This is a genomic window from Flavobacterium sp. 21.1 (genome assembly GCF_057801535.1).
This window is the reverse complement of record NZ_JBYNXA010000003.1, coordinates 14,880-39,494: the sequence shown is the minus strand read 5'-3', so window position 1 is coordinate 39,494 and position 24,615 is coordinate 14,880. Positions and strand designations below refer to the sequence as shown.

The 24,615-nt window shown below is 39.0% G+C and carries 21 protein-coding genes; 17 read left to right on the top strand and 4 right to left on the bottom strand.

Features of this window, described 5'->3' with window-relative positions:
- Positions 1 to 34 precede the first annotated feature (34 nt).
- The 3 genes from AC3E9U_RS06920 (at position 35) to AC3E9U_RS06910 (ending at position 2,418) form a co-directional block, all read left to right on the top strand.
- Positions 35 to 475: a hypothetical protein gene (locus AC3E9U_RS06920; RefSeq protein ID WP_488746180.1), complete on the top strand. Its 441-nt coding sequence runs from the start codon at positions 35 to 37 to the stop codon at positions 473 to 475.
- A gap of 114 nt (positions 476 to 589) precedes the next feature.
- Positions 590 to 1,681: an acyloxyacyl hydrolase gene (locus AC3E9U_RS06915; RefSeq protein WP_488746179.1), complete on the top strand. Its 1,092-nt coding sequence runs from the start codon at positions 590 to 592 to the stop codon at positions 1,679 to 1,681.
- Entirely contained in the window at positions 1,678 to 2,418 is a 741-nt protein-coding gene (locus AC3E9U_RS06910; RefSeq protein ID WP_488746178.1) for a head GIN domain-containing protein, read from the top strand. Before AC3E9U_RS06915 ends, AC3E9U_RS06910 begins: the two co-directional genes overlap by 4 nt.
- Positions 2,419 to 2,532: 114 nt before the next feature.
- On the opposite strand, the gene gldA is transcribed toward AC3E9U_RS06910, so the two are convergent.
- Positions 2,533 to 3,435, bottom strand: a complete 903-nt coding sequence (gene gldA, locus AC3E9U_RS06905) for a gliding motility-associated ABC transporter ATP-binding subunit GldA (RefSeq protein ID WP_488746177.1) — start codon at positions 3,433 to 3,435, stop codon at positions 2,533 to 2,535.
- A gap of 285 nt (positions 3,436 to 3,720) precedes the next feature.
- Between gldA and AC3E9U_RS06900 the strand changes: the two genes are divergently transcribed.
- The 10 genes from AC3E9U_RS06900 (at position 3,721) to AC3E9U_RS06855 (ending at position 14,868) form a co-directional block, all read left to right on the top strand.
- Positions 3,721 to 4,548 (top strand): prephenate dehydratase, encoded by an 828-nt coding sequence (locus tag AC3E9U_RS06900; protein WP_488746176.1) that lies wholly within the window; start codon positions 3,721 to 3,723, stop codon positions 4,546 to 4,548.
- Positions 4,545 to 5,690 carry a pyridoxal phosphate-dependent aminotransferase gene (locus tag AC3E9U_RS06895; RefSeq protein ID WP_488746175.1) on the top strand — a complete coding sequence of 382 codons (1,146 nt, stop codon included), beginning with the start codon at positions 4,545 to 4,547 and terminating at the stop codon, positions 5,688 to 5,690. Before AC3E9U_RS06900 ends, AC3E9U_RS06895 begins: the two co-directional genes overlap by 4 nt.
- Positions 5,691 to 5,707: 17 nt before the next feature.
- Positions 5,708 to 6,574 carry a prephenate dehydrogenase gene (locus AC3E9U_RS06890; protein WP_488746668.1) on the top strand — a complete coding sequence of 289 codons (867 nt, stop codon included), beginning with the start codon at positions 5,708 to 5,710 and terminating at the stop codon, positions 6,572 to 6,574.
- On the top strand, positions 6,574 to 7,656 hold the full coding sequence (locus tag AC3E9U_RS06885; RefSeq protein ID WP_488746174.1) for a chorismate mutase: 1,083 nt from the start codon (positions 6,574 to 6,576) through the stop codon (positions 7,654 to 7,656). The genes AC3E9U_RS06890 and AC3E9U_RS06885 overlap by 1 nt, the downstream gene beginning before the upstream one ends.
- Positions 7,657 to 8,000: 344 nt before the next feature.
- Complete coding sequence (rsgA, locus tag AC3E9U_RS06880; RefSeq protein WP_488746173.1) at positions 8,001 to 8,981, top strand: ribosome small subunit-dependent GTPase A; 981 nt, start codon at positions 8,001 to 8,003, stop codon at positions 8,979 to 8,981.
- A gap of 18 nt (positions 8,982 to 8,999) precedes the next feature.
- Entirely contained in the window at positions 9,000 to 9,452 is a 453-nt protein-coding gene (gene dtd / locus AC3E9U_RS06875; protein WP_488746172.1) for a D-aminoacyl-tRNA deacylase, read from the top strand.
- 27 nt (positions 9,453 to 9,479) lie between these two features.
- Positions 9,480 to 11,381 carry a DUF3858 domain-containing protein gene (locus AC3E9U_RS06870; protein ID WP_488746171.1) on the top strand — a complete coding sequence of 634 codons (1,902 nt, stop codon included), beginning with the start codon at positions 9,480 to 9,482 and terminating at the stop codon, positions 11,379 to 11,381.
- 1 nt (position 11,382) lies between these two features.
- Positions 11,383 to 13,314, top strand: coding sequence for a DUF3858 domain-containing protein (locus AC3E9U_RS06865; RefSeq protein WP_488746170.1), 1,932 nt, complete (start codon positions 11,383 to 11,385; stop codon positions 13,312 to 13,314).
- A gap of 1 nt (position 13,315) precedes the next feature.
- Positions 13,316 to 13,642: a nucleotide pyrophosphohydrolase gene (locus tag AC3E9U_RS06860; RefSeq protein ID WP_488746169.1), complete on the top strand. Its 327-nt coding sequence runs from the start codon at positions 13,316 to 13,318 to the stop codon at positions 13,640 to 13,642.
- A gap of 2 nt (positions 13,643 to 13,644) precedes the next feature.
- On the top strand, positions 13,645 to 14,868 hold the full coding sequence (locus AC3E9U_RS06855) for a 3-phosphoshikimate 1-carboxyvinyltransferase (RefSeq protein ID WP_488746168.1): 1,224 nt from the start codon (positions 13,645 to 13,647) through the stop codon (positions 14,866 to 14,868).
- Here the strand turns inward: AC3E9U_RS06855 and AC3E9U_RS06850 are convergent, their stop codons facing one another.
- Together AC3E9U_RS06850 and AC3E9U_RS06845 are read right to left on the bottom strand one after the other, a co-directional pair.
- The gene (locus tag AC3E9U_RS06850) at positions 14,869 to 15,615 is read right to left on the bottom strand and encodes a LytR/AlgR family response regulator transcription factor (protein WP_488746167.1); all 747 of its coding nucleotides are present in this window, start codon (positions 15,613 to 15,615) and stop codon (positions 14,869 to 14,871) included. It abuts the gene before it with no gap.
- A gap of 4 nt (positions 15,616 to 15,619) precedes the next feature.
- On the bottom strand, positions 15,620 to 18,505 hold the full coding sequence (locus AC3E9U_RS06845; protein WP_488746166.1) for a sensor histidine kinase: 2,886 nt from the start codon (positions 18,503 to 18,505) through the stop codon (positions 15,620 to 15,622).
- 569 nt (positions 18,506 to 19,074) lie between these two features.
- Between AC3E9U_RS06845 and queA the strand changes: the two genes are divergently transcribed.
- From queA to AC3E9U_RS06825, 4 genes are all read left to right on the top strand, one after another.
- The gene (gene queA / locus AC3E9U_RS06840; RefSeq protein WP_488746165.1) at positions 19,075 to 20,124 is read left to right on the top strand and encodes a tRNA preQ1(34) S-adenosylmethionine ribosyltransferase-isomerase QueA; all 1,050 of its coding nucleotides are present in this window, start codon (positions 19,075 to 19,077) and stop codon (positions 20,122 to 20,124) included.
- Between the two features lie 267 nt (positions 20,125 to 20,391).
- A complete protein-coding gene (gene kynU, locus AC3E9U_RS06835) occupies positions 20,392 to 21,687 on the top strand; it encodes a kynureninase (RefSeq protein ID WP_488746164.1) in 1,296 nt (431 codons plus the stop codon).
- A gap of 13 nt (positions 21,688 to 21,700) precedes the next feature.
- Complete coding sequence (locus AC3E9U_RS06830) at positions 21,701 to 22,777, top strand: agmatinase family protein (protein ID WP_488746163.1); 1,077 nt, start codon at positions 21,701 to 21,703, stop codon at positions 22,775 to 22,777.
- A 102-nt stretch (positions 22,778 to 22,879) separates the two neighbouring features.
- Positions 22,880 to 24,223 (top strand): FAD-dependent oxidoreductase, encoded by a 1,344-nt coding sequence (locus tag AC3E9U_RS06825; protein WP_488746162.1) that lies wholly within the window; start codon positions 22,880 to 22,882, stop codon positions 24,221 to 24,223.
- Positions 24,224 to 24,244: 21 nt separating this feature from the next.
- Here the strand turns inward: AC3E9U_RS06825 and AC3E9U_RS06820 are convergent, their stop codons facing one another.
- Positions 24,245 to 24,607, bottom strand: a complete 363-nt coding sequence (locus AC3E9U_RS06820; protein ID WP_488746161.1) for a cupin domain-containing protein — start codon at positions 24,605 to 24,607, stop codon at positions 24,245 to 24,247.
- Between the last annotated feature and the right edge of the window lie 8 nt (positions 24,608 to 24,615).

Here is a 24,615-nt window from a genome sequence, read left to right as displayed (position 1 = left end):
GTACAAGAAGAAAATTAATCTAAATTTTGTGGCTATGAGATTAACGATTCTAATGACGACCGTCTTATTGTTTGCGGCAGGGTTATACGCAAATAATTACGATCCAGTGTACGAACAGGCGTTGAAGTTGAAGAAGGAGGCTAAGTATTTTGAAGCAGTCAGATGTTTTTTAACGGTTTTGAAACAAAATCAGCAAAATCATGATGAAGCAAAGAAAATTTGTTTTGAAATTGCAGATTGTTACGTTAAAGAAGGGAAAGAAGGGCGAGCCCTTTATTTCATGAAGATTGCCATTTACGATTACGGAGCAACGTTCGAAGACTTTAAACAAGCCGGAATTCTGGAAACAGATTTTTTAGCGTTCGCCTGGAACAGTATCGCGCCGGATTATAACGATTTGCGGCGAGATTACGTATCTGGATTGAAAAACGTGGACGAGTACATGAACAAAAAACAGGCGACTGTGTCGAAATGATTTTTGTTTTTGTATTCTCCTTTAAAACCGCTGAAACCAGCGGTTTTTTTTATTTCATAAAAAGAAGGGTAAACCGAAATATCTGCTATATTTGCCTGATTTTCAAAACCCGAAATGCGATTACTAACCTACATTCTACTTTTTATTTCCGTTACCCTCTTTGCTCAGGAAGAAGAAATGAAGCAATATTCGGTGGATGCAAACTACTTTTACGGAAGTATTCTGCCGCATCATACCAACATCATGCACTTGATCAAGGGGCATCCGGAAGGAACCGTTTTAAGTTTCAATAGAAAAACCTTCGGCTCGCAAAAATGGGAATCCTGGTATAATTATCCGGATTACGGAGTCTCGTTTCAATATCAGGACAATAAGAACCCAGAGTTGGGCAACTTATATGGCTTGTACGGACATATGAACTTTTACTTTTTCAGCAGAAGAATGCAGCTGCGTGTTGGACAAGGCATTGCGTACTGCACTAATCCGTATGACAGGGAAACCAATTACCGGAATTTGGCTTACGGGGCACGATATATGCCGTCGACCTATTTTATGCTGAATTACCATCAGCCCAATATCTGGAAAGGTTTTGGCGTTCAGACGGGTATCAATTTCATACACCATTCCAATGCTAATCTTCAGGCGCCAAATACGAGCACAAATACAATCGCTTTCAACATAGGTTTGAATTATGATATTGAGACTAAAGATTCAGTTAAGTATATAGTACATCCGAAAGAGAAATTCACGGAACCAATTCGTTATAACATTGTTTTCAGAAGCGGAGTAAATGAAAGTGATGTGGTGAACAGCGGACAATATCCGTTTTATGTGGCTTCGTTTTATGCGGATAAGCGAATCAATCATAAAAGTGCGATTCAGTTCGGGACCGACTTTTTCTGGATGCTGTATCTGAAGGAATTTATCCGATACCAATCGATTGCCTATTTTGAAAATAATTATGATGCCAATACGGATTACAGAAGAATCGGTGTTTTTGTCGGTCATGAGCTATTTATCAATAAATTAGCGGTCGATACGCAATTCGGATTCTACGTATATGATCCTTCTGATAAATTTGGGCCATTGTACCAGCGTTTGGGATTGAAATATTATATTGCTAAAAAGATATCGGCCGGAGTGAGTCTGAAAACCCACGTTTCCCGCGCGGAAGCCCTTGAATTTAGTTTAGGAGTACGATTATGAGAACAAAAATAGTTTCAATTATCCTGCTAGTTTTTCTGTCGTTTTCGTGCAGTTCGGATATCGTTCCGGATTGTTATCGCGAGCCGGGAGCTACTATTTCACGAATTGATGTTGTTGCGACCTTCAATCAGATCAATATCGGGGAAGGAATCAATTTAGTGGTGAAGCAGGGAGAAACTGCTGAGGTAAAAGTTGAAACCGGAGAAAATATCATTAGTGATGTTACTACAGAAGTAAAAGACGGAGTTTTGTACGTGAAAAACAATATGCAATGCTCGTTGGGAACTACTGTGCCGGCCCGTGTTACCGTTACCGCTCCGGATCTCATTAAAATTTATTCGGCATCGCAATATGATGTGGTGTCGGAAGGTGTTCTGAATTTTCCATACCTCAATCTGCAACAAGGGCTGTTTGGAAAAACCGCTTCAAATATTTTTGATCTGAATCTTAATTGTGAGACCGTGGTGGTTGAAAATAACAATACGACCATCTTTAGGATCAAGGGAACTGTTAATTCTCTGAATGTTTCTTTTTATGCTGGCGATTCCCGCTTTGAAGGGGGCAATTTGTCGGTTCAGGATGTGTTTGTTTTTCAGCGCAGTTCAAATGACATGATTCTGAAACCAAGCAATAAAATTGAAGGGAATATCTATAGTAACGGAAATATTATCTTATTGAGTCGACCAACGGTAATGACTGTTGTACAGCATTACACCGGGCATATTATTTATCAGTAATTTGTTTATGGTTTAACCGCAAAGCGCGCAAAGTACGCGAGGGTTTCATCGATTACTAAAATCCGTAAAAATCCGCGTTGCCCGCATCCGTTTTATCCGCGTTCCAATAAAAAACTATTTCTTCTTGGTTTTCTCGCGGAAGATCTGCTCCAGGTTTTTACTTTTTAGGGTAAGCTGTAAGGTACGGTAACCGTTGTTATGCGCAAAATCGAAAACCTTCGGACGCATGTCGTCATTGGTTTCAAACGTAAGTTCCCAAGTAGTGTTCTGAATGTTTTTTGAAGATTTCAGGTTCGGAATCGTAGCCAGTAATTCGGAGGAGATCTCTTTGTCGAACTCCACTTCAAGAACCTGTTCGGTCACATCTGAAACTAAGTTTTCCAGATTTTTGTCGGTAACGATTTTTCCGTTGTTGATAATGATTACACGGTCACAAATCGCTTCCACTTCCTGCATAATGTGCGTGGACAGGAAAACGGTTTTGTCTTTTCCGATGTTGCGGATCAAATCACGGATTTCAACCAATTGGTTCGGATCCAGACCCGTGGTAGGTTCGTCTAAAATCAACACATCAGGATTGTGAAGCAAGGCTGTGGCCAATCCCACACGCTGGCGATACCCCTTAGATAATTCACCAATTTTTTTATGACTTTCAGGCGTAAGACCTGTTAAAGCAATCACTTCGTCAATGCGTGATTTGGCAACTTTATATACATCGGCATTAAAAGCCAAGTACTCACGAACGTACAAATCCAGATACAACGGATTGTGTTCCGGCAAATAACCTACCGATTTTTGTACGTCTTTCGGAGTCGTTGCTACATCATGTCCGTTAACGGCAGCTGTGCCTTCATCTGATGTAATATAGGTAGTCAGAATTTTCATTAAGGTCGATTTTCCGGCGCCATTCGGACCCAAAAATCCTACGATTTCTCCTTTTTTTACCGAAAATGAAACGTTATCCAGCGCTTTTTGATCGCCGTAATTTTTTGAAATATTCTGAACTTCAATAGACATAACTCGTGATTTGACGCAAAAATAAGAAGAAAACCAAGTACAAGATTTCGAAAAAACCTAAAATTTTGTAAAAAGATGCAATCAAAACAATTTTTTACTAAGTTTGTAATTCAAAATCGCTCAAAAAGCAATGAATTTAAATAACACATTTTTTAGCAACAATTCTTTTTATTTCTATTGGAAAGTAGGAAGGGATTGTCGTATGGTTATTTAACTGAAAAGTAAATTATAATTATCACTATACAATCCCGATGTCTCATCGGGATTTTTTTTTGCTCAAAACTTATGGAAACACGAATTGCAATTCAGGGAATCAAAGGCTCATTTCATCATCAGGTAGCTGAAGAATACTTCAGTGAAGCTACTTTTTTTGACGAATGCATGTCGTTTGAAAACCTGGTAAGCAGTCTGAAGGAGAGCAAAACGCAAAAAGGAATTATGGCGTTGGAGAATTCGATTGCCGGTTCTATTATTCCGAATTATGCGCTGATCGATAATAATGATCTCCACATAATCGGTGAACATTATTTGGACATCAATATGAACCTGATGGTCATAAAAGGACAGAAAATCGAAGACATAAAAGAAGTGCATTCCCATCCGATCGCCTTATTGCAATGCGCGGTTTTCTTTAAGCGATATCCCCATATTAAATTAGTGGAAAGCGCGGACACCGCAGAAACCGCAAAACGGATCAGGGAAGGTAATTTATTGGGAATAGGTGCTGTTGCAGGTCCGATTGCAGCGAAGATGTACGATCTGGAAATAATCGCTTCAGGCATTCATACCGCGAAACCCAATAAAACAAGGTTTGTGGTGGTGAGAACTAAAAGTGTTGAAGTTTTAAAAGAGGAAATCAATAAAGCATCCTTGAAATTCGAATTGGAGGACAAGCGCGGAAATCTATCTACGGTATTAAATGTCATGAACAACTGTAAGCTGAACTTAACCAAAATACAGTCGATGCCGGTGATTGAAACACCTTTTCAGTATTCCTTTTTTGTGGATGTGGTTTTTGAAAAGTACGAACACTATGAAGAGGCAAAGAAAATTTTAGAATTAATGACAACCCATTTTAAAGTTTTGGGGGAATATAAAAGCGGACGACTATGATAGTAGCAGCAAAAAGATTGGAACAGGTACAGGAATACTACTTTTCGCAAAAATTGCGCGAAGTCGGTAAGTTGCTTGCCGATGGAAAACCGATTCTCAATATGGGAATTGGGAGTCCTGATTTGAAACCGGCACCAAGTGTGATTAGGGCGATTCAGAATTCGATGGATGATTCGAAAGCGCACCAGTATCAGAGTTATCAGGGATTGCCTGAACTGCGAAAGGCCATGGCTGATTTTTATGCCGAAAACTTTAATGTTGCCGTGGATTTTACTTCCGAAATTTTGCCTTTGATGGGTTCTAAAGAAGGAATCATGCATATTTCACTGGCTTTTTTGAATGAAGGAGACGCGGTTTTAATTCCGAATCCCGGTTATCCGACCTATGCTTCAGTAACGGAATTGGTGGGAGCCGAATCCATTTTTTATGATCTAAAAGCTGAAAACAACTGGGAGCCTGATTTTGATGCTTTGGAAAACCTGGATTTGTCCAAAGTGAAAATTATGTGGGTGAATTACCCAAATATGCCGACAGGAGCGTCCGGGAGTTTGCATTTGTTTGAAAAACTGGTCGCTTTTGCCAAGAAACACAACATCGTATTGGTCAATGATAATCCGTACAGTTTTGTTTTGAATGACAATCCGATTTCGATTCTGCAGATTGAAGGAGCAAAAGAAGTGGCGCTAGAACTGAATTCGCTCAGCAAAACGTTCAATCTTTCCGGTTGGCGTGTAGGAATGGTTTTGGGAAACCCGAAATTGATAGAAGCAGTTCTGAAAGTGAAAAGTAATATGGACAGCGGAATGTTTTACGGCATTCAGAAAGGCGCGGTAGAAGCCTTGCAGTTAGGGAAGGAATGGTTTGAGAGTCAGAATGAGATTTATAACAAACGAAGAATGCTCATTTTTGAATTGGCAAAGAAATTAGGGTGCACTTATGATGAAAAGTCGGTAGGCATGTTCGTTTGGGCGAAACTGCCTGTGGGAATTATTTCAGCTAAGGATTTTGTGGACGAACTGTTATATGATAAAAATCTGTTTCTCGCACCGGGAACTATTTTTGGCAGCAATGGGGAAGGCTATATACGGTTTTCATTGTGTGTGGATGAGGTCTTGATTAAGGAAGCATTAAAACGATTCTGATGGAAAATAATGAAAAGATAAACGTATTTGTTCTCGGTTTAGGACTCATTGGAGGTTCTTTGGCCTTGGATATGAAGGCGATTAACCCTCAGGTAACTATTTTCGGGATTGATGCTAATGAAGTCCATCTCGATAAAGCTTTGGAATTAGGAATCATCCAAGAGAAAGCCACTTATGCCGATTTGTTGAAAGCCGATTGGGTGATTTTAGCGATTCCGGTAGACCAAATGGTAGAAGTTCTGCCGCGGGTTTTGGATGTGATTAAGGAAGATGCGGTGGTTTTAGACGTAGGTTCGACAAAAGGACTGATTTGCGAATCCATTGAAAGCCATCCCAAAAGAAGAAATTTCATTGCAACACATCCGATCGCTGGAACAGAATTTTCAGGACCAATGGCAGCACATCGGGGATTGTTTATGGGTAAAACGAATATTATCTGTGAAATAGAAAAAACGGCTCCGGGCTTTCAGCAAAAAGTACTGCGCTTTTTTGAGGATATCGGAATGCATATTCGTTATATGGATCCGAAATCTCACGACAAACATATTGCCTATGTCTCGCATTTGTCGCATATTAGCTCTTTTATGTTGGGGAAGACCGTGATTGAAAAAGAGAAGAATGAGCGTGATATTTTTGACATGGCAGGAAGTGGTTTTGAGAGTACGGTGCGTCTGGCAAAAAGTTCACCCTCGATGTGGACACCCATTTTCAAGCAAAATAAAAAAGAGGTCCTGCAGCCATTAACGGAATATATTGAGAACCTGAATCGGTTTAAAGAATTTCTGGAAAACGAAGATTTCGAATCAATATACACGGAAATGGAGCAAACCAACAGAATAAAAGAAATATTAGAAGGGATTAACCTGAAAAAAAAGAAATTGTAATGGAAAATAATAAAAATATGCGTGCCTGGTTGGATGACTTCAAATTATCACATCCGTTAGTTATAGCCGGCCCGTGCAGCGCCGAAACCGAAGAACAGGTCTTGGCGATCGCTCACGAATTAAAAGGTTCAGATGTAACGATATTCCGAGCAGGAATCTGGAAACCGAGAACGCGTCCTGGCGGATTTGAAGGCATCGGAGAAATCGGCCTGAAATGGTTGCAGAGAGCCAAAGCTGAAACGGGTTTGTTAATGGCGGTAGAAGTTGCCAATGTAAACCACGTGAAACTGGCATTGGAACACGATATTGATGTGTTATGGATTGGTGCCCGTACTGCCGTGAATCCGTTTGCCATTCAGGAAATAGCCGATGTTTTAAAAGATACCGATAAAATCGTGTTGCTGAAAAACCCGGTAAATCCAGACTTATCGCTATGGTTAGGAGGGTTGGAACGTTTGTACAATGCGGGAATTAAGAAATTGGGCGTAATTCACCGAGGGTTTTCAACCTACGAAAAATCCAAATACCGAAACAATCCGGAATGGCAGGTTGCGATCGATCTGCAAAACCGTTTCCCGGATTTGCCGCTCATTTGTGACCCTTCCCATATCGCCGGAAAACGCGATATGATTCTGGAAGTTTCACAACAGGCATTGGATTTAAATTACGACGGACTGATTATCGAAACACACAACGATCCGGATCATGCATGGAGCGATGCGGCACAACAGGTAACTCCGGCGGCTTTAAAACAGATTTTTGTTGATCTGCGCGTGCGCAAAGAAACTGACGAAGCGGATGATTTTAATATGAGAATGAATAAATTGCGTACCCAAATCGATGATATTGATGCCAAATTGCTTGAAATTTTAGGAAAACGTATGAAGATTGCCGAAAAAATCGGAGCGCTCAAAAAAGAGAAAAACGTTGCTATTTTACAAAGCAGCCGTTGGCATGAAATCTTAGGGAAAATGGTGTTGGAAGGAGAGGAAAAAGGACTGAGCGAAGAGTTCATACTGAAATTGTTCAAGGCGATCCATCAAGAGAGTATTTCACATCAGGAGAAAATCGTTAATAAATAATTTCACAGGTCAAGGTAAAGTAGTGAATAAAATATCCGGCACTTGCTTTTTGCAGTGTTAAATTGTATTCTTGATTTTTAATAGATCAGTTTTAGTAAATGAAAAAATATTTTGCGCATTATCGTAAATTTTTTCTTTGAGCAAGTGTCTTTTGGCCAGTTTAAGTTTCCTAAAAGTGTTGCATCAGAATCTGTGCAGGTGATTTGGTTGAAGCAGTTGAAATACAATAAAACAGCAATTCGGGAAGGACAATTAATTGGGCATCTTTTCTGAATTTATTAAATACTATCTTTGCAAAACCATTTAAAGTATTGTTTGTCTTATGTATAACTTCTAATTTAAAAATGACAGGAACCGTTTATAAATCTACAGGGAGCTGGTACACCGTAAAAACCGAAGATAATTCGTTTTTAGAATGCCGTATTAAGGGTAAATTCCGCATAAAAGGAATCAAAAGTACCAACCCGATTGCTGTGGGTGATATTGTTGATTATGAATTGGAGGAAACCACAGATGTAACGAAGGGGACGATTACGAAAATCCACGACCGCAAGAATTATATTGTACGTAAATCGGTAAATTTATCGAAACAGACCCATATAATCGCATCGAATATCGATATGGTTTTTCTTTTAGTGACCATCAACAATCCGCCGACAACGACCAGTTTTATAGACCGGTTTTTGGTTACAGCAGAGGCTTACGGGATTGAGGCCGTTTTGATTTTCAACAAAATTGACACTTTTGACGAAGCCACGTTGGACGAGCAGTTATACTTGCAGTATATTTATTCGAATATCGGCTACAAATGCCTTCGCGTTTCCTCTACGGAAGGAAAAGGGACCGAGGAGCTGAAAGCCATGATGAAAGGAAAAGTGTCTATGTTCTCAGGGCATTCCGGTGTGGGGAAATCAACATTAGTGAATGCCCTGGAGCCGACGCTGAACCTGAAGACCAAACAGATTTCAGAACAGCATCAGCAGGGACAGCACACCACCACTTTTGCCGAAATGTTCGATTTGTCTTTCGGTGCGCAAATCATCGATACGCCCGGTATCCGCGGATTCGGGATCGTCGATATGGAAAAACAGGAGATCGGAAACTATTTTCCGGAGTTTTTTGCCTTGAAGGATAAATGTAAGTTTAATAACTGTCTGCATAAGGAAGAGCCCCACTGTGCTGTTAAAGAAGCTTTGGATAAAGATGAAATTGCCTGGTCACGATACAAAAGTTATCTTCAGATTCTGGAAGGTGATGATGAGAATTACCGTTCCGATATTTACGGTGATGACCGCGATGCCAGTGACAGAACAAGACAATCGTAATTCCTATTCCTAATTATTTTGAAAGCTGTAATACAAAGGGTTTCCGAAGCATCGGTTACCATTGAAGAAAATAAAGTAGCCGAAATCAAAAACGGATTTTTGATTTTAGTGGGAGTTGAAGATGCTTCCAATCAGGAAGATATTGTGTGGTTGTCCTCGAAGATTGTTAATTTAAGAGTTTTTGGCGATGATACCGGGGTAATGAATTTGTCCGTGAAAGATGTCGACGGCGATATTATAGTCGTTAGTCAATTTACCCTGCACGCATCGACTAAAAAAGGAAACCGTCCCTCGTATATTAAAGCTTCCAAACCTGATATTGCCATTCCGGTTTACGAAAAATTCGTAGCGCAATTAGAATCAGATTTAGGGAAAAAAATCCAAACCGGAGAATTTGGAGCCGACATGAAAGTGGCCCTGATTAACGACGGACCGGTGACTATAGTTATTGATACTAAGAATAAAGAGTAACAGAAATTTTAGTAAGAAATATTTTTAATGAAAAGATACCCAATACTCCTGTTTTTCCTTTTGTTTTTTGCAGGAATCGCTTTTTCGCAAAATGCTGAGCTGACGGCCTTAACAATTCCCGATAGTTTAAAGCAAGATGCTAATGCAGTTATTAGAAATGAAGAAGTTGCCATTGAAATTAAATCGGTAAGCAGTTACAGAATAAGTAAGGTTAAAACCATCACAGTTTTTAATGAAGCCGGTTTAAATGCTGTTGAAGCAAGTGAATACTATGGAAAATCCATGTCCGTAAAAGAAATTGAAGCTGTTGTTTATGATGCTTTTGGTAAAGAGTTGAAGAAAATAAAGCGAAAAGATTTTAAGGATAACTCTGTTTCTCAAGGTTCGGGGGTTACAGATGGGAGAATTGTTTTTCTTGATTTTACGCCTCCACAATACCCTTTTACCATAGTTTATAAATCGGTAGTAGAGAGTTCCAATACAGCCTTCCTTCCGAAGTGGGTACCTGTAACCTCATTTTATTGCGGTGTTCAGAAATCATCTGTCCGTTTGGTAAATAACTCTGGGGTGCCGTTGAGGTTTAAAGAGAAAAACTTTAATAATATAGTCACAAATCAAAGTGCCGGAGGTGTTTACGCGTATCAAATAAATGGCTTTAAAGCTATGAAGAAAGAAGAGCTTTCGCCTGCGTTCTCAAAACTAGTCCCTTCTGTATTGTTTGCTTTGGATGAGTTTGAACTTGAAGGGGTCAAAGGGTATGCAAGTAATTGGAATACTTTTGGCAGATGGATTTTTGATAATTTTCTCAAAGGAACTGACGAGTTGGATGAAAAGGAAAAAAGCGAAATCAGAACAGTGGTTGGGAATGAAACGGATAATCTGCGCAAGGCAAAACTTGTTTACGAGTACGTTCAGAAAAAGACCAGATATGTTAGCATTCAGTTGGGGATTGGCGGATGGAAACCTATGCCGGCAAAAGATGTTTCAAGGTTAGGATATGGGGATTGTAAGGCGCTTACCAATTACACAAAAGCGCTTTTAAAAGAAGTAGGGATTCCTTCGTATTACACTATAATTTATGGGGATGATGAAATTATTGATTTGGAAGAAGATTTTGTTTCACTACAGGGAAATCATGTGATTTTAGGAATTCCAAATGAAAATAATATAGAATGGCTTGAATGTACCAGCCAGACGCAGCCTTTTGCTTTTCAAGGTGATTTTACGGATAACAGAAAGGCCTTGATCGTTGATGCGGATAAAGCTGAAATTGTACGAACAAAAGTTTTTGCCAGTCGGGACAATGTGAAGCAAACTAAATCGAATATTCTATTGGATGAATCTGGGAACATAAAAGCTGAGGTGACAATAAACTCGAAAGGTCTTATTTATGATGATCGGTTTAGCCTTAATTCGATGTCCAAAGAAGAACTTAATAAGTTTTATAAAGGGGAATTTTCCGACTTAAGCCCTTTGAAAATTGAAAGTGTAGTTCTCAATAACAACAAAGAGGATATAAACCTGATCGAAAATGTTAAGTTATTTGCAGCCGGTCACGCTAACTTGTCGAAAATTACTTTGTTAACCATAAATCCAATAAATCAGTTTCTGTATTTGCCGGCGAAATATAAATTCAGAAAGAATCCGTTTGAAATTCAGCGTTCACGAAAATACATTGATGAGATCGCCTATACTATTCCGACGGGCTATGCAATAGAAGGGGTGCCGGAAAAAAATGAATTCACATCGGAATACGGAAGTTATAAAGTCAGTTTTACCAAAAAAAGCAATACCGAATTCCTGATGACACGGGAAGTAGTTTTTAATAATGGATTTTACGGAAAGGAAAAATACGAAGATTATAGAAAATTTAGAGAAAAAATAGCCAAGGCTGAGGCTTTAAAATTGGTCATAATTAAAAACAATTAGCATGAAAAAAATTCTCGTTATCCTGATTTTGATCAGTCAGTTGTCATTTGCTCAAAAGTATGAGTTGGGTAGGGTTACCGTTGATGAATTAAAACAAAGTGTTCATCCACTTGATTCTTCTGCATCCGCTGCAATTTTATTCAAAAAAGGTAAAACTACTTTTCTTTTGGATCAAGACGGAAGTTGGAAAATCAATACCGTCGTGGATATGAAAATAAAAATCTACAAAAAGGAGGGCTTTGAATTCGCCAATCAGCAAATGAATTTGTATATTGGAGGTAATATGCCAGAAGCTGTTTCCTATTCCGACGCTGTGACCTATAATCTGGTTGATGGAAAGATTGAAAAAGCAAAATTAAAATCAGACGGTGAATTTGTTGAAGAAGTAAATGCAAACTGGAAAACAAAAAAAATTGTGATGCCTGCAGTTCGAGAGGGTTCCATTATTGAATTCAGCTATCGTTTTGTTTCGCCGTATATCACCAATTTTAACGACTGGTATTTTCAGAATGAAATTCCGGTGAATTGGGTAGAATATGAGGTGACAATACCAAAATACTTTCAATATAACTATGTTATCACTGGCTTTGAAGAAATTGAACGAAATTCGAAAGCAATTGGAACATCAAAACATGGGGAAGTAAAACATACTTATTCAAAAAAGGATGTTCCGGCTGTTAAAGAGGAGGAATATGTAAATAATATTAGAAATTACATGTCTATTCTGAAATTTGAATTGGGTTCCATCCAATATCCCGATCAGCCGGTGAAGAATTTATCATTGGATTGGGCAGGGGTGACAAAGACTATTTATGAGAGAGATGGTTTTGGGCGAGAACTTTTGGCTAAAAATTACTTCGAAGAAGAACTGAATCCGCTCATAGCTAATATAACAGATAGAGACCAAAAAATTTCCGCAATATTGAATTTTGTCCAGAATAAAATGACATGGGATCAAAGAACTGGTTATTTATGTGACAAAGGGGTGAAAAAGGCATTTAAAGACAGGACGGGAAATTGCGCCGAAATTAATCTGATGTTGGTGGCAATGTTAAGATATTCCGGTATTGAAGCCAATCCTATTATTCTTAGTACAAGATCAAATGGTATTTCAGTTTTCCCTAACACGTCGGCTTATAATTATGTAATTGCGGGCATTGAAATTGAAGATGATGTCATTCTCCTGGATGCAACCAGTAAATACTCGACTTTGGATATAATACCGCTTCGTGCGTTAAACTGGGCAGGGAGAATTATAAGAAAAAATGAAAGTTCGGCAGATATCAATTTATACAGCGATATAGTGTCTAAAGAACAGATTCAGGCTATGTTGGAAGTTGATGCCCAAGGGAATATGAATGGTCAGATTCGAAAGCAGTATTTTGATTACAATGCCTTGAATTTCAGAGAAAATTATATAAATCTTTCCAACGAGTCCTTAGTGGAAAAATTGGAAAGAAAGCATCAGGGACTAACTGTTAATGAATATTCGATTTCAAATAATAAGGATTTGAATAAGCCGGTTGTTGAAAATTACAAAGTCCGTTTGGAGAATGCTTCAGAACTTATGGCGGACAGAGTTTTGTTTTCACCGCTTCTTCTTTTTAACATAGGAAAAAATCCGTTTGATGACGAAGTGCGAAAATATCCTGTAGATGTAAACTTTCCTTTCAGGGATTCCTATACGGTTTCCGTTAAAATTCCGGAGGGTTATATTGTAGAATCGACACCTAAGCCTATCAATATTACAATGGATAATGAATGGGGGCAGTACACATACAATATTACACACAACAATAATATCATTCAGATTGCGTGTAATTTTAGTATTAATACCTCTATTATACCGGCGGAAAATTACGCCATGTTAAAATCTTTCTTTGATGAAGTAACAAAGAGCCAGGCGGAAAAAATCATCCTTAAAAAAGCTTAAAATGGACATAAAAAACGCCCAATTAGACGTAGACAACTGGATTAAAAATCACGGAGTGCGCTATTTCAACGAACTGACTAATATGGCACAACTTACCGAAGAAGTAGGGGAAGTGGCACGAATCATTGCGCGTCGTTATGGCGAACAATCCGAAAAGGAAAGCGATAAAAACAAAGATTTAGGTGAAGAACTGGCCGATGTGGTCTTTGTGGTTTTATGCTTAGCCAACCAGACCGGTGTGGATTTACAGGCCGCTTTCGACAAGAAATTGGATCTTAAAACGAAACGCGATCACGACCGTCATCAGAATAACGAAAAACTGAAATAAGAATGAACCTGCGTCTGCATTTATCAAATACTAATAATCGGTCGACCATTCGTATCTCCGGTTCCAAATCAGAGACGAATCGTTTATTGTTGTTGCAGGCGCTGTATCCCAATCTTGTTTTGGAAAACGGTTCCGATTCGGATGATTCCAAAGTAATGACAAAAGCATTGCAAAGTACTGATCCTGTGAAAGATATTCATCACGCAGGTACAGCCATGCGTTTTCTTACTGCTTTTTATGCGATTCAGCAAGAAAAGGAAGTGATTCTGACCGGCTCTTCGCGTATGAAAGAACGCCCGATTAAAATTCTCGTGGATGCTTTACGTCAGTTAGATGCCGATATCGAATATGTTGAAAATGAAGGTTTTCCGCCCTTGCGAATCACCGGAAAAAAGATCACCCGAAATAAAGTTACCCTAAAGGCCGATGTCAGCAGCCAGTATATTTCAGCTTTGCTGCTGATTGCTCCAAAACTGGAAAATGGATTGGAACTGATATTGGATGGTACCATTACTTCGGTTCCTTATATCAAAATGACATTAGCCTTGCTGAATGAAATAGGAGTGAAGACTTCTTTTGAGGGCAATACAATCAAAGTTGCTCCGTTGGAAACAATTGATTCCAAGGTTGTGACCGTAGAATCCGACTGGTCGTCCGCCTCTTATTTTTATTCCATTGTAGCCTTGTCTGATATCGGAACGGAAATGAAATTGTCCAGTTATAAACAGAATAGCCTGCAAGGCGATAGTTTGCTGGCCGAAATCTATGACGCACTAGGCGTGACAACGACTTTTGCAGATAATTCGATTGTGCTAAAAAAGGTGAGCAGCTCAGAACAAGTTATAAGCCGCAATCTGAATGCCTCGCCAGACATCGCACAAACAATCGCCGTAACTTGTTTTGGTTTGGGGATCGGCTGTCATTTAACCGGATTGCACACGCTCAAAATAAAAGAAACCGATCGTTTGGAAGCCCTGAAAAACGAGCTTACCAAATTAGGGGCAAACATTTCGGTAACCGATGATAGTCTGACTTTGGAACCTTCTTCGCGAATTAATGAAGGCATAACAATAAAAACCTATCAGGATCACCGAATGGCAATGGCCTTTGCACCGTTGGCTTTGAAAACGATGTTAATTGTTGAAGACGCCGAAGTGGTTTCAAAATCGTACACTGCCTTTTGGGAAGATTTCAGAAGCCTTGGTTTAAAGGCCGATCTAGTTTGATTATCGTTTTACAATCTGAATCCTGTCTAAAATAATCTGTGTTTTATCCGGTGAAATCGGAATCTGAATGTTGGGTTCTAATTCCAGAAAACCGCCGTCGGATTTATTAAAGGCAATCACATGTTCAAAATTCACGATATACGATTTGTGTACCCTGATGAAACGGTTGTCCGAACGTAAAATGTCTTCAAAATTCTTAAGATTCCGACTCACTAAACGTTTCGGACTGTTGCTGCAGAATACTTCAGAATAGGCACCTTCTCCTTTTATATACTGAATCTTGCTGCTGTCCAGAAAAATAAGACTGTTTCCTGAAGGAACGGCAATTTTGGGTAAAGTCTCTGTTTGCAGATTTTCTTTTAAAACTTTAAAATTTTCCAGTTTGTGTTTTTGTTTTTCCACACGTTTAACCGCTTCGGCCAATTCTTCCGGAACAATCGGTTTCAGTAAATAGTCGATCGCGGAAAACTTAAAGGCCTGAAGCGCATATTCGTTATAGGCTGTAGTGAAAACAATAGAGAAATTGATTTCTTCTTCATTGAAGAAATCCAATAGTTCCAAACCGCTGTGCCCCGGCATTTCAATGTCCAGGAAAACCAGATTCGGCTGAAGCTTTTTAATAGCTTTTACGCCTTCTGAAAGATTTTCGCATTCGCCGATCAATTCGACCGTCGGGCAATATTCTGCCAGAAGTAAAGAAAGGGTTACCCGGGCTCTTTTTTCGTCATCTATAATTATTGCTTTCATAAGTTTAGTGCGTTATAGGGATCGTAAAAATTACGGTGGTTCCCTCTGGTTCGTTGGTTGTTGTTGTCTTGTCTATAAAAGATATCGTAATGTTTTTCTGCGTGAACTGGTTTAGGAGATCCACCCGGCTCTGAATCGCTTTTGTAGCAAACGAACGGTGATTCTTATTTTTAACCGCATTCAGTTCGGCGCTTTTTGCACGCCCGATACCATTATCGTCGATGCTGATTTTTAAATCGTCACCGGTTTTTTCAAAAATTATCTCAAGCATTTTTTTGCCCGACTTATGAAGAAGCCCATGTTTTACGGCATTTTCAACATAAGGCTGCAAAAGCATGGAAGGTATTTTTATGTTTTCCGAATCCACATTGTCTTTTACAGTGATTTCGTAATGAAAATCATCTTCAAAACGCGCTTTTTCTATATCCAGATACAAACGTAATGTTTTTACTTCTTCGTATATCGTAACGGTTTCTTTTTCGGTCATTTCCAGAATTGTTCGGGTCAGACTGGAGAATTTCGAAAGATAATTTACTGCCTGCTTTTTGTCGTTGGACAAAATATAGGACTGGATTGTGTTCAGGGCATTATAAAAGAAATGAGGGTTCATTTGCGATTTTACCGCTTTTAATTTTGACTGGTTCAGATTCTTTTCCAGATTGATTTTGTCAAGTTGATCCTGGTTTCTCTTCTCAATCTTGTGGATCTGCTTTTTATAATACCAGAAAAGAAGGAAAATCAATACCGCCGAAGCCAAAATGACAATGATGGGATTCAACCATATCGGGTTTTTAATGGTGAATTCAATTTCCTCCATGGTCAGTTTTTTGTTTTCCGAACCTATTTTTAGGGAAACTGTATATTTTCCAGGTGATAGCGACGATAATATCAGACTACGGCTGTTGGGGTCCAGCGGGTCCCAATCGGAATCATTCACCTTGTAATACACTTCATATTTCTCATTTGGTATGAAGGACAACAGTGAGAAATTTATCTTGATATCATTTTGGTTGTATTTTAAGGTCGGAATGCTGTCGGGACTGAAACTGTCTTCATTGGCAACGAGCTCATTAATGCTTAATTGCGGCTGAACCGGCGCTTTGTAACGGTTGACATCCTTAACAATGATTCCTTTGGATGCGGCCAGGTAGATTTTGTTGTCGACCAGCGAAACATCCGTTATTTCAATGTCTTGCGTTAAATTGATTATTTTTTTGAATCGGTTTGTATTTAGATTGATTTCATAAATAGCATTATCGCTGAATAAAAAAAGTGCGTTGTCTTCCAGATCGATTTTCTCGATTTTTTCGTTCTGAAGGGTTTTCGGCAAAAGCGACGATTTTGGGAAGAGATACGGTTTTATGTTGTTGTGACTGTCAATTGTGTAGACTTTTTCATTATTGGACACGGCATAGACAACCGAATTAAAACACCTTAATTTCGTGAAATAAATGGTTTTATTGTTGAATTTGATTTCTTTACTTCCATTAAGGGAATAGCTTATCAAGCCATTATTGGTGGCATAGTAAATGGTTTTGTTTGCCGGATTGTAAGCAGTTGATTTACCGTTGTGGTTTTTTAAAAGGTAGGATTGATTGAAGTTAGGAGCGGTTTCGGCTTTATATCGGTTGAAAACCTCGTCCCAATCACTTTTTTCCGTGTCACTGATTTTGAAGATCCCGGAAACGCCCGTTGCGGCAAATGAATAGTACTTTGTGTCAATCGGCGCAATGTCCTTAATGGAGATTTTAAATTCGTAACGGATCTTTCCTTTGAGATTCTTGAATTTTGCGGCAGTAAAAAACAGCTGATCGTTGTTTTTATCGTAGGTCAACTGATTGATGGAATGACTGCTGTTTCCCCTGTAAAGGAGGGATAAGTTGTTCCGGTACATATCCATTTTCCACAGTTCGTCTTTGTCTGTTCCGATGAATAAGTCGGATTCTGATGCATCTAAGACGATTGGTCGTGGCGATATTTCGTATAGTTTTGTGTCAAAATTTTCTATGAAATATAGACCTTTGTTTAATGTGGAAACCCAATAATTCTTCTGGTTGTCCATGAAAACATACGAAATATTGTCTCCTTTGAAATACGCTTTGTGATCATTCGTCTTCGTGTTGATCCGGAAAATTCCGCCTGTGGTACAAAGCCAGTACTTGTTTTCTATGAAAGCTGAATTCTGAATAAAGTCGGCCTTGAAAGGAAACGTTTTTTTTGTGAACGTCCCGTTTTTATACAGATGATAAATAGAGGAATATTTGGATGCGATCAATAATCCGTCTGACGTACTTTGCATGATCGGCGCTTCAAAATATTTTGTGTTTTGAGGAAGAGGGATGGTTTTTTTGTTTCCGTTCCTGTCAAATTCATAAAGTTGTTTTTCCAATATATAAAAGGTAGTACCATCGCAAAAACTCGCATGGAATTCATTCAGGCCCAGTTGGATTTTTTTTTCGACTTTCAGGTTTTTTAAATTGTAGATGAAAAGATGTCCGGATTTAACGGCAAATAATTTGTCTTTGATGATGCCGTAAGCAAAATATCCCGAAGAAGCCGGTTGCGGTAATGTTTTTAATTTTCCTTTTTCCACATAATAGAGGTAGCCATCGAAATTTTCGTACCAGATCCTTCCGTAAAGGTCTTCCCAGAGACATGCACCTGCTTTAGAGGTTTGGAAATCGTCAGTAAAGGTTTTGAAAGTATTGCCGTCATAACGACATAGTCCTTTGCCGGTAGCAAACCACATAAATCCTTTACTGTCCTGAAAAATATCGTAAACACTGTTGGATGGAATTCCGGATGTTTTGTTGATGTTGTGATAGTATGGGTCTTGGCTCATAGCCAGTCCCGAAGTAAGCAAAAAGAATATGGAAAGGAGGAATTTCAACCGCTGCACTGATTTCTAACAAATATATAAAAATACAATTCGAAAAACAGGCAGTTTATTAATCAATTGCTTGCTTTGATTGGTAAAAAGATAGGGGCTGTGAAATTTGTGAGGCGTTTCGTAAACTGAAAGCGGTCTTTGGTTAACTAACTGTTTTCAGGTTGGAACAGTAAAGTATCTTTGGTACAGATTCTAAGATTGCAATTCGGTTAGAATTGTAGGGTTAGTTTTTTTGGGGAAATGAAAACTTTTGAAACATTGGTTTCTGTTGCTGGAAATCAGTGTTTCGGGTTTTTATACAAGCAAGGTCTTCTGCTTTTATAGTTTTTTTAGTCCCGCCAGCCATTCTAAATCTTCCTTTATTATTTTCTTTTTAGTTGATTTTCAGAATACGTTTTTGAGAAGCGAATTAATGAAAAATTTGTGCCATAATTACGTTTTACTGTGTCTTTTTTAAAAATAAAAGCTAAAACACTTGACAACGCCTCTTTCGCGATAGTATATTTGCATTTTTTATTATTATTCGGGAAATACCGAATTCTAACTTCTAATTTCAAATTAAATAAAACATGAAGTTATCCAATTTTAATTTTAATCTTCCGGCAGAACTTTTAGCCGAATTTCCTGCAGAAAACAGAGACGAAGCACGTCTGATGGTTGTAAACAGAAAGACACAGACAATCGAACACAAATTATTCAGAGACGTTCTGGATTATTTTGGGGAAGGTGATGTGATGGTCTTGAACAATACTAAAGTTTTCCCGGCAAGATTGTATGGTAACAAAGAAAAAACCGGTGCCAGAATCGAAGTTTTCCTGTTGCGCGAATTGAATGCAGAACAACGTTTATGGGATGTATTGGTTGATCCGGCAAGAAAAATACGTATCGGAAATAAATTGTATTTCGGTGATGATGATTCATTGGTAGCGGAAGTTATCGACAATACAACATCGAGAGGAAGAACATTACGTTTCTTATACGATGGTTCTTACGAAGAATTCCGTGCGAAATTATTGGAATTGGGTGAAACACCTATACCTAAATATATTAACCGTGAAGTAACTCCGGAAGATGCGGAGCGTTACCAAACGATTTATGCTAAGGAAGAAGGGGCGGTTGCTGCGCCTACTGCCGGTCTGCATTTCTCAAAACACCTGATGAAAAGACTTGAAATTAAAGGTGTGGAGTTTGCGGAAATTACACTTCATGTAGGATTAGGTACTTTTAACCCTGTGGAAGTGGAAGATTTGTCAAAACACAAAATGGATTCTGAAGAATTGAAAATTACTCAGGAAGCCTGCGACATTGTCAATAAGGCAAAAATGGGTAAAAAACGTGTTTGTGCTGTAGGTACTACGACAATGCGTGCGATGGAAAGTTCTGTTTCATCTTCAAAAACATTAAACCCTTATGAAGGTTGGACTAATAAATTTATTTTCCCTCCTTACGATTTTAGTGTGGCTGATTGTATGATCACTAATTTCCACACACCAAAATCAACGTTATTAATGATGATTTCAGCATTTTGCGGTCATGATTTAATGCGTAAAGCATATGATGAAGCAATAAAAGAAGGTTATAAATTCTATTCGTACGGTGATGCGATGCTGATCTTATAAATCAATAAGATATTTACTTGAAAAACCGGTCCGAATAAGGCCGGTTTTTTTGTTAAAGCCCTGATTAACATAATAGTTGTCTTTTGTTAAATTAATTGATTTTCAGGCTTGTTTTGGTGAGAAGGTCACAATAAGCTATGCATTCATACTATTTTATAGGCTGTCTGTTAGTTATGAGTTGAAAATGTGTTGAATATCAAGTGAAATTTATGATTGTGAGTATTATTTTTTTCTTATTTTTACGCCCCCTTTTAAAAACAGATGTCGATGAATTTCGAAAATACACGTGAATATGCACGAGGATTAGACGCTAACGATGCGTTGCGAGGCTACAGAGATGAATTTATTTTTCCGAAAGTAGATGGAAAACAAGTGATTTACTTTACAGGAAACTCACTTGGGCTACAGCCAAAGCGAACGAAAGCTTATGTGGATGAAATTATGAATGACTGGGCAAACCTAGCCGTTGAGGGTCATTTCTATGCGGAAAAACCATGGTGGGATTATCACGAGCGTTTTGCAGAACCGCTTAGTAAAATTGTTGGTGGATTGCCAAGTGAAATATCGGTAATGAATACCTTAACCGTTAACCTACACTTGATGATGGTTTCCTTTTATCAGCCTACTGCTAAAAGATATAAAATCATCTGCGAGGAAAAAGCATTCCCTAGCGATCAGTACATGTTCCAAAGTCAGGTTAAGTTCCATGGCTACGATCCTAAAGATGCGATTGTGGAAATCAAACGTCGTGAAGGAGAACACAATATCCGATTAGAAGATGTTTTAGCTAAGATTGAAGAAGTAGGTGAAGAATTGGCACTGGTTTTAATCGGCGGTGTAAATTATTATACCGGACAGGTTTTCGACATGAAAACGATTACTGCCGCAGGTCATAAAGCTGGAGCTTTTGTAGGTTGGGATTTAGCGCATGCTGTTGGTAATATTAAATTAGAATTACACGATTGGGACGTTGATTTCGCGGCTTGGTGTAGTTATAAATACATGAACTCAGGACCTGGAAATGCTTCGGGTTGTTTCGTTCATGAAAAACATCATGAGAATAAAGATTTGCCAAGATTTGCAGGATGGTACGGTCATAATAAGGAACGTCGCTTCAAAATGGAGCCGGAATTCAACCCGGTGAGTGGTGCAGACGGATGGCAAATAAGTAACTTACCGGTTTTATCTTTAGCGCCTTATTTAGCTTCTGCGGAAATGTTCGCCGAAGTGGGAATGGACAAACTGATCGAAAAACGCAATCTGCTTACCGCTTATCTTGAATTCATACTTCGCGAAGTAGATAAAGAAATTGAATGCGCCGAATTTGAGATTATTACGCCTTCAAATCAGGCAGAAAGAGCTTGCCAGCTTTCCGTTTTCCTTCATGGACAGGGAAGAACTTTGTTTGAGTACTTAATGAGAAGCGGAGTGATTACCGATTGGAGAGAACCGAATGTGATCCGTTTGGCGCCGGCACCTTTCTATTGCTCGTTTGAAGATATGTATGAATTCGGACAGGTACTTAAAAAAGGGATTTTGGTAAAAGATAAATCTTTGGTTTAATTGATGCGATAAAATGACAAAAGAACAAATTATACAGAATTTTGACCCATCACAGCCCGGATTGGCAGATGCTACCGTTTTCGGACTTCCTTTCTCGGCAGACCAAAGCGAAATCATAGTTATTCCGGTGCCGTGGGAAGTAACCGTAAGTTATGGTGCAGGAGCTTCTGAAGGTCCGGCAGCTATTATGGATGCGTCTTTTCAGGTGGATCTAAATCATCAGGAATTTCCGGAACTATGGAAATTAGGGATTTACATGGATGAAGCGCCAAGTCACTGGGAGAAAAATTCTGAAAAATATAAAGGATTGGCACAGCCAATCATTGAAGCTTTAGAAGCAGGTGAAGATGTTTCGACATTTCCGGCTTTGCAAGCTGACCTTGATAAAATCAACAAGGCTTGTAAGGATATGAATGAAGAAGTGAAAAACCGCACGCTTCATTGGATGAATCAGGGCAAAAAAGTGGTTCTTTTAGGAGGTGATCACAGTACGCCACTTGGGTATTACCAGGCTATGGCGACAAAACACGATTCATTTGGTATCCTTCATTTGGATGCACATATGGATTTGAGAATTGCTTATGAAGGTTTTACGTATTCACATGCATCGATAATGTATAACGCTTTGCAGATACCTCAGATTTCAAAAATCGTTCAGGTAGGTATACGCGATTTTTGTGAGCAGGAAGTGGAAGTGGCTTTGAAAGACCGCGTTTTGGTTCATACCGATATGGATCTGAAACAGGAATCGTTTGAAGGTAAGACCTGGCAGCAACAATGCGATCATATCATTGCTTCATTACCGGAGAAAGTACTTATTTCTTTCGATATCGACGGAATGTATCCTTGGTATTGTCCAAATACAGGTACGCCGGTACCGGGCGGATTCTCATTCGAACAGGCAGCTTATCTTTTAAGTCGCTTAGCTGAAACCAATAAGGAAATTATCGGATTTGACTTAGTTGAAGTAGCTCCGGGCGAAGATGATTGGGATGGAAACGTAGGTGCAAGAATGTTGTTCCACATGTGTGGTGTTCTTGCCAAATCCCAAAAAATGTCGGTTGGACAAAAAATTAAATTTAATAGATAGAAAGCAAATCCTCCTTAGTGAGGATTTTCTTTTTTTAATAAAATTTAAAGGTTCAGTAAATAAATATTTGAGTAAATTTACGCTCTATTCAAGAAAATTTCGATGCAGACTCCCCAGAAAATAGCAGTAGTGGGTTCCGGATTGGTTGGGACGCTATTGGCAATTTACCTTAAGAAAGCAGGTCATGCCGTTCATGTTTACGACAGAAGTCCCGATATCAGAAACGTTGCCTTTTCAGGGCGTTCCATTAATTTGGTAATGTCAGACAGGGGATGGCGCACACTTCAGGAAATCGGCTTGGATGAGGAGATAAAGAAGATTGGTATTCCGGTGGACAAACGCGCTATTCACATGCTGGATGACGGAATTAATTATCAGTACTACGGAAAAGACGGCGAAGCTATATTTTCCTTATCCAGAGGTGTTTTGAACCGTAAGATGGTCGATCTGGCCGAAAAAGCAGGGGTGGAATTTTTCTTTAATAAAAAAGTCTGGGATGTGACGCTGTCAACAGCTACATTGCACGAAGGTGATACGGAACGGGGAGAATGGGAAGAATTGGATTACGATATTGTTTTCGGTGCGGATGGTGCCTTTTCTAGGGTTCGCCATCGTATGCAGCGTCAGAGTATGTTTAATTATTCGCAGGACTTCATCAGGGTAGGATATAAGGAACTCCATATTCCTGCCAACGCAGACGGTACGCATAAAATTGATAAAAACTCACTTCATATCTGGCCCCGTGGTGAATTTATGCTGATGGGCCTGGCCAATCCGGACGGAACGTTCACCTGTACGCTTTTCATGCCGCATGAAGGAGAAAATTCATTTGAAAACCTAAAAGACAAAGAAGCTCTTGAAGCATTTTTTGCTAAATATTTCCCAGATACCAAAGAAGTGATTCCTGATTTAGTGGAAGATTTCTTTAAAAACCCTACTAGTTATCTGGTGACTATGAAATGTTATCCATGGACCTATGAAGATAAAGTTGCTCTTATTGGTGATGCAGCCCATGCGATTGTTCCTTTTTATGGTCACGGAATGAATGCCGGTTTTGAAGATATTACCATTTTAAATCAACTGATGGAAAAATACGGCGACGATTGGAAGACCATCTTTAAGGAATACCAGATGTCACGTAAACCGAATACCGATGCAATAGCCGAACTTTCCTTCCGTAATTTTATGGAAATGAGTACGAAAACCGCGGATGCGAAATTCCATTTGCAGAAAAAAATAGAAAAATGGTTCTCCGACAAACATCCCGATAAATGGATTCCGTTATACAGTCGCGTGACATTTAGTCATCACCCTTATTCTGAAGCGCTGGCCGAAGGAGACAAGCAAAATAAAATCATGGGAGAAATCCTGAATATGGATAACATCGAGCAGAATTGGGAAACCGACGAAGTTGAACGGAAAATATTAGAGTTATTGAAAAAATAAAAGAGGCGTTAGCCTCTTTTTTTATTCTTCGCGATGAACCAGATCCATGCTGAAGGCCGGTGTGCAAACTGCAAGGTATTCGCAGGGTTCTTCAAATGGATTGGAGTATTGTACCCTGATATTCTTTTCGATTTTTATCGATTGCCCTGCTTCCAGAATAACTGTTTCACCGTCAATGATGAATTGTTTTTTTCCTTTGATGATATAGGTGTATTCGTCGAATTCCGGCGTCTGAAACGGTTCGCTCCAATGTGGCGGCGCAATCATATGGGCGATGGATATTTCTGAGTTAGCGGTCGTTGCCATGCCGTGGTGCTCTTCGATTACTTTACCATCCGTAGTAGGAACTACAAAAGGTGCTTTTTGAATAAAATATTTTTTCATGATATGTT

Coding starts and splice junctions, on each gene's coding strand:
- AC3E9U_RS06920 (WP_488746180.1), top strand. CDS start 35: ATGAGATTAACGATTCTAATGACGACCGTCTTATTGTTTGCGGCAGGG.
- AC3E9U_RS06915 (WP_488746179.1), top strand. CDS start 590: ATGCGATTACTAACCTACATTCTACTTTTTATTTCCGTTACCCTCTTT.
- AC3E9U_RS06910 (WP_488746178.1), top strand. CDS start 1,678: ATGAGAACAAAAATAGTTTCAATTATCCTGCTAGTTTTTCTGTCGTTT.
- gldA (WP_488746177.1), bottom strand. CDS start 3,435: ATGTCTATTGAAGTTCAGAATATTTCAAAAAATTACGGCGATCAAAAA.
- AC3E9U_RS06900 (WP_488746176.1), top strand. CDS start 3,721: ATGGAAACACGAATTGCAATTCAGGGAATCAAAGGCTCATTTCATCAT.
- AC3E9U_RS06895 (WP_488746175.1), top strand. CDS start 4,545: ATGATAGTAGCAGCAAAAAGATTGGAACAGGTACAGGAATACTACTTT.
- AC3E9U_RS06885 (WP_488746174.1), top strand. CDS start 6,574: ATGGAAAATAATAAAAATATGCGTGCCTGGTTGGATGACTTCAAATTA.
- rsgA (WP_488746173.1), top strand. CDS start 8,001: ATGACAGGAACCGTTTATAAATCTACAGGGAGCTGGTACACCGTAAAA.
- AC3E9U_RS06870 (WP_488746171.1), top strand. CDS start 9,480: ATGAAAAGATACCCAATACTCCTGTTTTTCCTTTTGTTTTTTGCAGGA.
- AC3E9U_RS06865 (WP_488746170.1), top strand. CDS start 11,383: ATGAAAAAAATTCTCGTTATCCTGATTTTGATCAGTCAGTTGTCATTT.
- AC3E9U_RS06860 (WP_488746169.1), top strand. CDS start 13,316: ATGGACATAAAAAACGCCCAATTAGACGTAGACAACTGGATTAAAAAT.
- AC3E9U_RS06855 (WP_488746168.1), top strand. CDS start 13,645: ATGAACCTGCGTCTGCATTTATCAAATACTAATAATCGGTCGACCATT.
- AC3E9U_RS06850 (WP_488746167.1), bottom strand. CDS start 15,615: ATGAAAGCAATAATTATAGATGACGAAAAAAGAGCCCGGGTAACCCTT.
- queA (WP_488746165.1), top strand. CDS start 19,075: ATGAAGTTATCCAATTTTAATTTTAATCTTCCGGCAGAACTTTTAGCC.
- kynU (WP_488746164.1), top strand. CDS start 20,392: ATGAATTTCGAAAATACACGTGAATATGCACGAGGATTAGACGCTAAC.
- AC3E9U_RS06830 (WP_488746163.1), top strand. CDS start 21,701: ATGACAAAAGAACAAATTATACAGAATTTTGACCCATCACAGCCCGGA.
- AC3E9U_RS06825 (WP_488746162.1), top strand. CDS start 22,880: ATGCAGACTCCCCAGAAAATAGCAGTAGTGGGTTCCGGATTGGTTGGG.
- AC3E9U_RS06820 (WP_488746161.1), bottom strand. CDS start 24,607: ATGAAAAAATATTTTATTCAAAAAGCACCTTTTGTAGTTCCTACTACG.